The sequence below is a fragment of the Paenibacillus sp. MER 99-2 genome (genome assembly GCF_023714095.1).
GTDB lineage: Bacteria > Bacillota > Bacilli > Paenibacillales > Paenibacillaceae > Paenibacillus.
Genome location: NZ_JAMAUZ010000042.1, coordinates 1 through 414 on the forward strand (window position 1 = coordinate 1; position 414 = coordinate 414).

Below are 414 nucleotides of genomic sequence, written 5' to 3' on the forward strand. Positions count from 1 at the left end.
GTACTGCACGCCACACCTGTGGACACATCACGAGCCCGAAGCAGGTTAACTGGAAAAAGTATCGAGATTTCGATGGTTCCACGCATTTGGCATTCCTAAATGCACACGGAATTCAGCCGATCGAGTGTTCTATCGTGAAAGACCCAGCTTGGGCTCCGGCGCTTTCAGATAACGTGGTGGATTTTGCGAGCGCTTCTCAATTGCGCTCAGCGCCCGCATAATTCGCAGAACTCAATTTTAACATGGTAAAGCGATTAGGTGTTTTGGACTCCTAATCGCCTACGCATTTGTGCGTGGGTGTGCGGGTGCTACGCACATTCCGTATTTTTATCGCACTCCCACCTAAACAAGAGAGGATCATATGGGTATCCTGAACAAGGACAAAGATCAAGTTACGGCGGCTCGCGACGAAGC

At 50.0% G+C, this 414-nt stretch carries 1 protein-coding gene; it reads left to right on the forward strand.

Features of this window, described 5'->3' with window-relative positions; translation table 11 throughout:
* The coding region (locus tag M3636_RS29210) for a hypothetical protein (protein WP_251384759.1) at positions 1–221 on the forward strand (221 nt) is incomplete at its 5' end.
* Positions 222–414 lie beyond the last annotated feature (193 nt).